This window comes from Dokdonia sp. Dokd-P16, from assembly GCF_003095655.1.
GTDB lineage: Bacteria > Bacteroidota > Bacteroidia > Flavobacteriales > Flavobacteriaceae > Dokdonia.
Genome location: NZ_CP029151.1, coordinates 356007 through 367647 on the forward strand (window position 1 = coordinate 356007; position 11641 = coordinate 367647).

11 protein-coding genes are annotated in these 11641 nt (G+C 37.5%); 7 read left to right on the top strand and 4 right to left on the bottom strand.

Translation table 11 applies throughout. The features are described from left to right. Window positions 1-127 precede the first annotated feature (127 nt). From DCS32_RS01555 to DCS32_RS01570, 4 genes are read right to left on the bottom strand one after another with little or no spacing between them, the layout of a single operon-like run. Window positions 128-955, bottom strand: coding sequence for a polysaccharide pyruvyl transferase family protein (locus DCS32_RS01555; RefSeq protein WP_108876693.1), 828 nt, complete (start codon window positions 953-955; stop codon window positions 128-130). Then, window positions 955-1824 carry an ABC transporter permease gene (locus DCS32_RS01560; protein ID WP_108876694.1) on the bottom strand — a complete coding sequence of 290 codons (870 nt, stop codon included), beginning with the start codon at window positions 1822-1824 and terminating at the stop codon, window positions 955-957. Before DCS32_RS01560 ends, DCS32_RS01555 begins: the two co-directional genes overlap by 1 nt. 9 nt (window positions 1825-1833) lie before the next feature. Further along, the gene (locus DCS32_RS01565; RefSeq protein ID WP_108876695.1) at window positions 1834-4290 is read right to left on the bottom strand and encodes an exopolysaccharide transport family protein; all 2457 of its coding nucleotides are present in this window, start codon (window positions 4288-4290) and stop codon (window positions 1834-1836) included. Window positions 4291-4293: 3 nt separating this feature from the next. Continuing rightward, entirely contained in the window at window positions 4294-5079 is a 786-nt protein-coding gene (locus DCS32_RS01570; protein ID WP_108876696.1) for a polysaccharide biosynthesis/export family protein, read from the bottom strand. 270 nt (window positions 5080-5349) lie between these two features. Here DCS32_RS01570 and DCS32_RS01575 point away from each other — a divergent pair, with 270 nt between their 5' ends. From DCS32_RS01575 to DCS32_RS01605, 7 genes are all read left to right on the top strand, one after another. Continuing rightward, window positions 5350-7269: an ABC-F family ATP-binding cassette domain-containing protein gene (locus tag DCS32_RS01575; protein ID WP_108876697.1), complete on the top strand. Its 1920-nt coding sequence runs from the start codon at window positions 5350-5352 to the stop codon at window positions 7267-7269. 61 nt (window positions 7270-7330) lie between these two features. Continuing rightward, on the top strand, window positions 7331-8110 hold the full coding sequence (locus DCS32_RS01580) for an O-methyltransferase (protein WP_108876698.1): 780 nt from the start codon (window positions 7331-7333) through the stop codon (window positions 8108-8110). A gap of 165 nt (window positions 8111-8275) precedes the next feature. Beyond that, on the top strand, window positions 8276-8962 hold the full coding sequence (locus DCS32_RS01585) for an ABC transporter ATP-binding protein (protein ID WP_108876699.1): 687 nt from the start codon (window positions 8276-8278) through the stop codon (window positions 8960-8962). Between the two features lie 95 nt (window positions 8963-9057). Then, window positions 9058-10158: a pentapeptide repeat-containing protein gene (locus DCS32_RS01590; protein ID WP_108876700.1), complete on the top strand. Its 1101-nt coding sequence runs from the start codon at window positions 9058-9060 to the stop codon at window positions 10156-10158. A gap of 48 nt (window positions 10159-10206) precedes the next feature. Further along, window positions 10207-10389 carry a hypothetical protein gene (locus tag DCS32_RS01595; protein ID WP_108876701.1) on the top strand — a complete coding sequence of 61 codons (183 nt, stop codon included), beginning with the start codon at window positions 10207-10209 and terminating at the stop codon, window positions 10387-10389. A gap of 196 nt (window positions 10390-10585) precedes the next feature. Further along, entirely contained in the window at window positions 10586-11161 is a 576-nt protein-coding gene (locus tag DCS32_RS01600; protein WP_108876702.1) for a cob(I)yrinic acid a,c-diamide adenosyltransferase, read from the top strand. Between the two features lie 177 nt (window positions 11162-11338). Further along, complete coding sequence (locus DCS32_RS01605) at window positions 11339-11560, top strand: DUF2795 domain-containing protein (protein ID WP_013751528.1); 222 nt, start codon at window positions 11339-11341, stop codon at window positions 11558-11560. Window positions 11561-11641 lie beyond the last annotated feature (81 nt).

The window sequence follows — 11641 nt, forward strand, 5'->3', positions numbered from 1 at the left end:
AATAGTTTGTGAATAATTAGTAATTTTAGGTGAAAACAGCTTATATATTGACAAAGAATTCATGTACCTACTAAACCTAGACGGTACTGTTTAGATATATTTGAGACTTTTAAAAAAAAATCATCGCTCATATCGCTGTGTTTTTAAAAGGACAAACAGCCAGTAAGCCTTGTTGTATATATTTAATTTTTGAGGCACTAGGTAAGGCGTCTATGTGATTTTTAATATAATTTATAGATTCATCTATAGCTTGCGCTTCATACAATTCCATAGCAGTGTAGGTGTTTAAACCTACAGATAAAAAATAATCGTGATACTTCACACCATCACCATGGATATTATTTGAAAAACGCACTTGTACCGCAGGTATTTGATAAGCGTGTGCCACAATAACTCCATGTAAAGAGGAAGATAGAATATTTTCACACGACAGTATTTCATCTGTTGTTTGCTCCACATCATTAGTTCTAAAGTGAATCACTTTTACTTGTTCAATGCTTTCGTACCATTCCTTAACCACTTCATAATCATTAATATGAGGCACTATTCCTAATTTGTATTTCTTCTCTATTTTTGGATTATAATACAAGGGTAATAGTAACGCTGGATCACCATAGACTGCTGGACAGTTGTAATGGAGTTCTTGAAGACGCTTTCGCGAAAGCGGACCTCTAACAGCTAAAAATGTGGCGCCAGCTACTTGGGCATCTCTAGATATAATACCACTGCCCCAAACCGTACAATGCGTACCAATGTGTTCTAGTATACTACCGATAGTTACATAAACAGGTTGCCACAAATTCTTTACATAAAACTTATTTGCACGCAGCCATTTTACTGGTTTTCCTGAAATTTTTTCTACAAGATATTTACCGAGTAAATCGCCATAGTTTTCTTTATCTCTTTTTTGAATAAAGATCTCGCTCCACCAATATAGTCTTAAGGCTTTTCCCATTACACCGTATCTATAAAAGTTTTCTCTGTGCGATTAAAGAAGATGAGACCTATAAAAAATAGAACAATTCCTAATCCAAATCCAACATAGAGTCCGGTCCAATGGATTTCTAGACTATTGAACCATAAAGTGCGGTAACTTTCTATAATATGAGCTATAGGATTCCACTCTACTGCCCAGTAATAATCTGTCAACTTATCCTTTGCCGCATCCATAGAATACATCACTGCACTGAGGTACATTAATAAATTTAAACCAAAACCAACGAGCAATGATAAGTCTCGATACTTTGTAGTAAAAGAGGATAAGACCATACCTATTCCCATAGCAAGTAAGATAATGTTCAATAGTATGATGATCACAAGTGGGAAATACACAGAAGGTCTTACTTCCATGCCGTTATATGCAAAATAAACGTAAAAAATAACCAAGATCAACAGCTGAATTGCATATTTGAGCAGTCCTGAGATTACCTTAGAGGCTGGTGATATAAACCTAGGAAAATACACTTTCCCAAAAATCCCTGCATTACTTTTAAAGGAATTACTAGTAGCGTTTAATGATTCTTTAAAATAAGACCATAGTGTCAATCCTGTAAGATTGAATAAAAAATTAGGGATTGCACCATTACTAATTCCTGCAACCTCGTTAAAAATAAGGGTAAAAACTACACTGGTAAATAAAGGTTGTATGATAAACCATAGAGGTCCTAGGATCGTTTGTTTATAAACAGTTACAATATCTCTTTTTACAAAAAGAACAAGCAAATCCCTATAGCGCCAAATTTCCTTAAGATTCAGGTCTATCAACTTACCCTTAGGTTTAATCTCGTAAAGCCAGTCTTCCTCCTCTTTCATTTTATCAACCATAAACCCCCTCTATTTACGACCTCTTATTAACCTTCCTAATTTACCTAATAAGCCACCTCTTCCTTCCTCTTCATGGTACCCATTATTATACGTGCCATAGCCGTATCCATAACCGTAACCTGCGCCATAACCATACCCGTACTTACGCTTTTGTTGGAAATAGTTGAGTACGAAGCTTACATGTTTTATTTGTCCTTTTTCATACTTATCTGTAACCAGACCGAGCATGTCTTTCTTTGTATATCCTTGACGCACCATATATAGCGAAGCATCTACATAAGGCATTAACTCAAATGCATCAGAAACAAGACCCAATGGAGGTGTATCAAAAACAATATAGTCATACTCTTCCTTAAGCTTATTAATAAATTCGTGCATCGCATCACTTATAATAAGTTCCGACGGGTTAGGTGGTATAGGTCCAGAAAGGATTACGTCTAGATGATCTATACCTGAAGGTTGTTTTACCTCGTCTAATGTTGCGTCTCCTATCAAGTAGTTAACTACTCCTTTATCATTCTCCAGCTCAAAATCATCAAATATTTTAGGCTTACGTAAATCGAGTCCTACAAGCACTGTTTTCTTTTCGCTTAAAGCGAAAACAGAAGCAAGATTCATAGATGTAAATGTTTTTCCCTCACCACTTACACTTGATGTTACTAATACAGTCTTTGCACCCGTAACTCCTTTCTTCTTGTACATAAACTGCAGTCCAGAACGCAAGCCTCTAAAAGCTTCTGCCATTGCAGATCGAGGATGATCACGTACTACAAGTCCAGACGTACGCTTACTTTTACCTATCACTCCAAGTACAGGAATGGAAGAGCGTTTCTTAACATCTTCAGGAGTGCCTATTTTTGTATCCAAAAAGAAGATAATCAGCACCAAGGCTAAAGGAATAGCAGTTCCAAAAGTGGCTGCCATCACCTTATTAAGTTGTGTATTTGGACCTATTGGTCCTCTACCCACGTCTTTTGCTTTGTCTATAAATAAGATATCTGAAACGTTTGAGGCTTTTATTATTTCTGCCTCACTGCGTTTTGTAGTATATAAATTATACGCTTCTTGACTTATGGTAAAACGACGTTGAATTTCTGCAAGTTCTTGTTCTTCTTTTGGAAATTGTCTAAGCTTCCTTTCGGCTTGACCTATTTCTCTATTTAAGTTTGAAATTTGCGAATTGATCTGAGATTTACTGGATCTTATATTTTCAAACAAGACAGCTTTCTCTGCATCTATACGTCTATCAAGATCTCTAAAAGCTGGGTTACCTTCCTTTGCTGTATATGCAAGATTACTACGTTGTAATGCAAGCTGGATAATACTTGACACCCCAGAAGTAATACTTCCTTCGTTAATAAGAGAGACAGAAGGTGCAGGCACGTTTGTATAATCTGTACGTGTTCTTAAATATTCTTCTAACTGTTTATAATAAACAAGTTGTCTCGCTAAGTCATCTTTTTCATTATCTATCGTTTGTAGTTCTTCACTTATTTGCTCCGCTCCTCCGGATAGTGTAATAGCACTATTTTTATTTTGGAACGAATTAAGATCATTAAGCGCCTTGTCTAAATCGACATTACTTGACTTAAGACTACTATCGATATACTTTATAGTTTTTGTAGCAAATAGATTCTTCTGGCGCAATTGCTCTTCTGTACGCACCTCAATACTCGCATTAAGGTAATCTATAAGTCGTTTCTTATTAGTCCCTACAAGGCTTAATTCTAAAGTAGAACTCCCTCGCGGAGTTTGGGTAACTCCCATCCCACGATATCTTCCTGCGGTTCCATTAAAATTACCCATACTCACAAAGTACTCCTGACCCGTGGTAGGATAAACATCTGTGGCTAGCAATTGCCCTTTCAAAAATGGAGTATCTATGGTGTCACCTAACTCAAAAACTTGATCAAAATCTGCAGATGGTGCAGGTACCGTTGACGGTTTAAGCGTGTTATAATTAAATAATGCAGCGTTACCTCCACTAAAAGGTATGGTAAGCCTCATACTACCATCTCCTTGGTCTACTACAGTGATTCTTTTTCCATATAACTGCGGAAACGAGTCATTAAGTTTTAATTGAAATGGAGTGTAACCATACACATCCTCAATGGCATATTTGCCTTGTTTTTGGTAATTAATGTAGTACTGTAAGTATTGAACAACACGCTCTGCATGTGTTCTAGATTTAAGCATGATAATGCTTGTCTGTACCTTATCTGTAGTACCACCCCAGTTAAAAACCAAACTTGTGTTCCCTCCAAACATCTGATTCTGATCATCTTTTATAGAGATCATACTCGTCTCTCTATAAATAGGCACTTTACGCACGTTAATATAATGCGCTATAGAGAAGGCAATAAGCAATGATATCACAAACAACCACCAGAAACTTAAGAGCCTAAACAAGAATCCCTTAAAATCAAAGAAACCTCCAGAGCTTTGTACGTCAAATTCTTCTTCCATCACTTATCGGGTTGCTAGTAATATTACAGAGGCTAGCGTCGTTACTAATCCTAAGATGGTAGTAAAAGCTTGCAAGCCCGTAGTTCCTATACCTATAGCTTTTTGAGGTAGCGGATTCACTGTTATAATATCATTAGGTTGTATGTAGTAGTAAGGTGATTGCATCACATCTATAGTTGTAAGATCCACATGATGTACACGTTGCCCTCCTGGATATTGTCGTATAATAAGTACATCTGTAAGATCACCCGTAAGTGGCACACCTCCAGCATTTGCTATTGCTTCTAGTATGGAGACTTTCTCTGCAAGCACATTTTGTGTTCCAGAGGTTCCTATTTCCCCAACGAGCGTATATCGTATTCCTGGTAGTTTAACGGTGACAAATAAATCGGCCTCGTCTTTTATATAATCGGCTAGGAGTCTTTTTTCGATGATTTCTCTTATCTCATCGGTTGTTCTTCCCAAGACATTAATTTCACCCAATTCTGGAACACGTATATTTCCATGAGTATCTATAGCAAAACCATCATAATAAAAGCCTTCGTCAAGGGATACGCCTCCATTGCTGGATGGATTAAAAAAGTCAACCAATTGTTGATCCAAAGCCTTTAAACGAATACTCAATATATCGCCTATTTGTACTCGGTATGGTGGTTGCTGTTGCTGTAGAGATACAATACTGTCTGTAGCACGCTCTGTCTCGCGCAAATAGGTGATGTCTCTAAGCGGCACACAAGATGCTGTACTCGCGATAATTACGAGTAACAGTAGTATGATTGGGTATCTCATTTATGTAAAGTTAGGCATCACAAATATAGCGTTTCATCGATAAAAATAAAACGTTCACAGATGGATGCTTAGTTATTAGCTTAAAATTATCAGAAATAAATTAAAATCTACGCTACGCAACGACTTAAAATCAAGTTATTTCTATTTGTAAGCGTTATTTTTGCTTTCGCGAAAGCGTAAACGCATACCCATAATACTAAAAACTGGTTGAGCACCTTGTGACCAACTAATCGTAAATGGTGCAACGTATTGCATCTACACTATTTCCTGATGAATTACCTCTCTGTAGAAAACGTATCAAAATCTTTTGGCGAACACCATCTTTTTAAAGACATCGCGTTCGGTATTAATAAAGATCAAAAAATAGGCTTTGTTGCCAAAAATGGAACAGGTAAAACCTCTCTCCTCAACATTATCGCTGGACTAGAAGCTCCAGATAGTGGTCAAGTGGTGAGTAGAAAGGGAATTGTAATTTCGTTTCTACCTCAGGAACCAGATCTAGATCCTAATCTTACGGTAGAGGAAACCATATTTGCTCACGATAACCCTATTCTTAAAACCATTGCAAATTACGAGAAGGCACTTCTCAATATGGAAGATGCAGATGCGTATCAAAAAGCATTTGACGCCATGGAGGTTGCACAAGCTTGGGATTTTGAAACTCAATATAAACAGATCCTTTTCAAGTTAAAACTTAACGATATGGATCGTAAAGTTGAGCTCCTTAGTGGTGGGCAAAAAAAGCGTCTTGCACTCGCTCAAATGATGCTTACTAAGCCAGATCTAGCCATACTAGATGAGCCTACTAACCACCTTGACCTGGAGATGATAGAGTGGCTGGAAGAATATTTCCGCTCAGAGAATATCACCTTATTCATGGTGACGCACGACCGTTACTTTCTAGAAAATGTATGTAATGAGATTGTAGAGCTTGAAGGTGGCGTTCTTTACAGCTATAAAGGAAATTATGCCTATTACCTAGAGAATAAAGATGCTCGCATTGCTGCATGGGAGACAGAGACTGGAAAAGCAAAGCAACTTTATAAAAAAGAACTAGAGTGGATGCGTCGCCAGCCTAAGGCTCGTACCACAAAGTCAAAGTCTCGTATAGATGACTTTGCAGAGATTAAATCTCGTGCACATGAGCGTCGCAATGACCACACCGTGCAACTTGAGATTAATATGGAACGCATGGGAAGTAAGATTCTTGAATTTCATAAAATCAGCAAATCTTTTGGAGATCTTAAACTACTTGACCAATTTGAGTATGTATTTAAAACTGGAGAGCGCGTAGGTATTATAGGTAAAAATGGAACTGGTAAAACTACCTTCCTTAATATGATTACTGGCGAGCTAGCTCCAGATTCTGGAAAAGTGATTGTAGGAGAGACTGTGAAGTTTGGCTACTACACACAGAAGGGAATTAATATCAAAGAAGGTCAAAAAGTAATTGATGTTATAAAAGAATACGGAGATCACATTCCCCTTAAAAAGGGAAGAACAATTTCTGCAGGGCAGTTGCTTGAACGTTTCCTTTTTGACCGTAAGAAGCAGTATGATTTTGTAGAGCGACTAAGTGGTGGAGAGCGCAAGCGCCTTTACTTATGTACCATTTTCATACAGAATCCTAACTTCTTAATTCTTGATGAACCTACAAATGATCTAGACGTTGTAACACTCAACGTACTTGAGCAATTTTTACTTGATTTCCCAGGTTGCATCGTGGTAGTTTCTCACGACCGTTACTTTATGGATAAGATTGTAGATCACCTTTTTGTTTTTAAAGGAGATGCCGTGGTAGAAGATTTTCCAGGTAATTACTCAGATTTTAGAGCTTACGAGGGAGGGATTAGTAACGCTTTCGCGAAAGCAGAAAAAGAACAATCTCAAATCGAGAACAAACAAAAATTTAATGCTTCCATAGGAGAAACCGCTACCGAAACTAAGTCTTGGAAAGAGGAACAGCATACAGGAACGATAAGCTTTAACGAGCAGAAAGAGCACGCAAAGTTAGAACGTGAGATTGCAAAACTAGAACGTGAGAAAGAAGACAAGCAAAAACTCTTCTTAAATCCTGATCTTACTCAAGATCAAATCACCGAAGAAAGTCTGAAATTGCAAAAGATCATAGATGCGATTGCCTTAAAAGAGGAACGATGGTTTGAATTATCGTCTAAGATGGAAGGATAAGCAATTATAAACGACAACCTTTATTATAACAAAGACCATACAATAGCTCACATTCTATAAAGTGAATCAGTATAAACACTCCATACTCGCTTACCTAAAATGGCTTCCTAAGACGTTCCACCTTCATGGGATACACTCTCCTTTTATTTTCAAACTAGAGAAGGAAGTATTGAGAGGAAAGTCGGATCCTGCTATTTCGCAAATGGTCAACACCTATAAGAAGGCTTTGTTGGATAACGAGACATCCATAGAGGTTATGGACTATGGTGCTGGCTCTAGAGTATTTAAATCTGCACAACGAGAAGTAAAAGATATTGCTAGGTATGCTGGCGCTACCCACAAAAGGGTGCTATTATTACAGCGACTTATGGCATATTTTCAGCCTAAAGAAGTATTAGAACTAGGCACCTCCCTTGGTGTTGCTACTGCGGCATTAGCGATTCAGAACAACGCGCATGTCACTACTATAGAAGGTTGCCCTAATACTGCTGCCATAGCACAAAAAGAGCTCGATACGGCAGGGATAACTAATGTTACACTTTGTGTAGGGGACTTTAATGATGAGATTGTAAAACATAATCACAAAAAATTTGAGTTCATCTATTTTGATGGAAACCACTCTAAGCAAGCCACGCTAGATTATGTGTCATCACTTCTTTCCACAACTACAGACGATACTGTCTGGATGTTTGATGACATTCACTGGTCACTAGAAATGACAGAGGCTTGGGAAACCATTAAAAAAAGACCGGAGATATCTGCGACCATAGACGCTTTTAATTTTGGGATGGCATTCTTTAGACCACAACAGGCTAAAGAAGACTTTTATATCAGATTATAATTACACAGAACAAAATAATCTTGAACTAGTTTTTACACGTACAGCGCTCAAACATCTCTCCTCGCTTTTCTTAAAAAATCATAGTTGCTACGTCCGAGATAAATTTTTACATAAATTGTGTAACATTTAGACGTTTACCTCTTCTAATAGCAAACCAAACACTCTATGGGCAACCTTATTAAAATTAGAAATATCATTCGTGACTTCCCATTAGGGACAGAGATTGTTCACGTACTCAAGGGTATAGACCTTGATATTGATAAGGGTGAGTATGTAGCTTTTATGGGACCTTCTGGTTCTGGAAAGTCTACGCTTATGAATCTTTTAGGCTGTCTTGATACTCCTACCGCTGGATCGTATGTTCTTAATGGACGTGACGTGAGCCAGATGACAGATGATGAGCTAGCCGAAGTACGTAACACAGAAATAGGTTTTGTCTTTCAAACCTTTAATTTACTTCCTAGAACTACTGCTCTTGACAACGTAGCATTACCTATGGTCTATGCCGGAATGTCAAAGTCTGCACGTAATGCTCGTGCCGAAGAGGTGCTTACAGATGTAGGTCTTGCAGATCGTATGGATCACAAACCTAACCAGCTCTCTGGAGGGCAACGACAGCGTGTTGCTGTAGGTCGTGCACTGGTTAATAAACCATCCATCATCCTTGCAGATGAGCCTACAGGTAATCTTGACTCAAAAACTGGTGTCGAGATCATGGCACTTTTTGACGCTATACATGCCGCAGGTAATACCGTAATTCTTGTTACACACGAGGAAGATATTGCAGAGCATGCACACCGTGTAATTAGATTGCGTGATGGAGTCATTGAGAGTGACACTAGAAATAAATAATTTACCTATTTCGTAAGTGAATTAATAATCATTTTTATTATCAACATAGGAGCTCCTTTACGAATTTGATAGTATTTTGGTGAAAAATTGCAACTATGAGTTTAATGAATGATGAGCTTAAACAAGCACTCAACAAAAATGAGTTATTAAGTCAAGAAAATGATCTTTTAAAATCGCAGCTTAAAGAGCAATCTTCATCAAATAAAAAAGTAATTTTTACAACTACACTCAAAGGTATTCATCTATGGGCTGGCGCTGACTTAAAGGAAAGTTTTGACCAAGTCTATCATGAGTTACCTAATGTTACAAAATCTTCATTTGCCCAACTCTCTGCTAGTCTTGTAAAACGCATCACTCGCATAGGTCTATTTACCTTACTATTTGCCGTGATACCTGTATTCTTAATCTTAATTCAAACAGGCATTTTATTTCAGCAGAATAAAAAATTGGATATTCAGAATGATAGAATACAGCAACAGGTGTATCTAGAAGAGGCTAGCAGAAGGAATAATCTTGTTTTTTTAATGGATAATGTGCTCGATCAAGTGCATGATGAATTACAAATTTCAGCATCCATATCGAAGCCTCTTATAGCTCGTACTCAAGCATTGCTTTATGGTTTTAGACCTTATCGCTTTCTTGAAGACGAAATCCTCACGAAACCGCTGAGTCCAGAAAAAGGGCAATTTCTACTAGCCATTATTAATAGCGGGATGAATACTAAGAGTATTCAAAATATTTTTGCAGCATCCTTTAGTAACGTGTATTTAAAAAGAGCAAATCTCTTTGGAGCGCAACTTGCTAATATTGATATGCCAGATGCAGATCTATCTTATGCAGATTTATGGAATGCAAATCTCACAGGAGCAAATCTCAAAAACAGTGATTTTACCGGCTCACAATTAAACAACGCCATTCTTACAAATGCAGACCTTAAAGGAGCACAACTTAATGGCGCTACACTTATAAAAGCAGTACTAGACGGTGCTTTTTTAGTAAAAACACAACTAGCTAATAGTGATATGAGAGGCGCCTCTCTAGTAAATGTTCATGTTGATAGTAAAAACTGGCTACAAGAATTAAAAGAGGTAAATGTCTTAGGAGCAGATGAGCTTATTGCAACCTATCAAGTTCAAGGACCCGAAAGTGATGAGGACAATAAACAGTACTTTGTCGTATCTTTAAAACAAAAATAAGTGTGAGTAGTTCATACCTGAACACTACCACTCTGAAACCACATGAATATGGATTTCTTTAATAACCTCTCCCCTACAACACAAATTATAGTGAGTATTATAGGAGTAGCACTCTTATTTCTTCTCGTATTTGCAAATAGCAAACGTAACACTACAAACCAACGAGGGAGAAGAACACGTAAATTTGGAGAAGGTCTCAGCAAGAAATTGAAGGAAAGAGAAAACAAATAACGCTTCTATTTTAGACTAGTAGATTTCGCAAGACCTTAATTATACAAATCAAAATTCAAGAACACTGATGAATCCTATTTATAAAGCAATGCTATTTGGAATACTTATGGCAATAAGTTACATCATCATGAACACCATAAAAAGGAAATCTCAATCTTAAACACCAGTATCACATACTGGCTCACAAAAAAAGATAATGAAAGTATATACAAAGACTGGAGATACAGGAACGACCGCTTTATTTGGCGGAACCCGTGTCCCAAAACATCATATTAGAATAGACAGTTACGGTACTGTAGACGAACTCAACTCATTTATAGGATTAGTACGCGATCAAGAAATCGATGCACGTAGCAAAGAAATACTCACACACATCCAGAATAAACTATTTACCGTAGGCGCTGTACTGGCAACAGATCCAGAAAAAATGGTACTTAAAAATGGAAAGGATAGGCTTAATATCCCAAAAATCAATGAAGAGGATATTGAGCTACTAGAAAAAGAAATAGACTGGATGGAAACATCACTACCTCAAATGACACATTTTGTACTCCCTGGAGGACATACTACCGTGTCATATTGTCACGTAGCACGCACTGTATGCAGACGCGCAGAACGCTTGGCGACAGCACTTTATGAATTAGAGCCTTTTGACGCACACACTCTTAAATATCTCAACCGTCTTTCTGACTACCTATTTGTGCTGGCACGGAAGTTGTCTAAAGACTTACAAGCAGATGAGGTTAAATGGATACCTACAAAGCTAGATTAAGAGTACCGATTACAGAAACATCAATATAAAGAGGATGGAAAATTTTCGCGAAAGCGTAAACCACCACTTTACAAGGTCTGAAAGCCACGTTCTTACATTTATTTTGAAATAATCACCAATTCACTTGCATTTCTGCCTAGAAAAATTATTTTTGCACAAATTAAAAACACAAATGCTATGTACTGGACACTTGAACTAGCTTCTTACCTAAGTGACGCGCCTTGGCCTGCTACTAAAGATGAGTTGATCGATTATGCGATTAGAACAGGAGCACCACTTGAGGTTGTAGAAAATTTACAAGCTATCGAGGATGAAGGTGACTCTTATGATTCTATCGAAGAGATCTGGCCAGACTATCCCTCAGACGAGGACTACCTCTGGAACGAAGACGAATATTAAAAAATATACCCGTTAAAACACTAAAAAGTCTCTCTATGAGGCTTTTTTTTTGATTAAATTTACGGGTTCAAGATTGACATA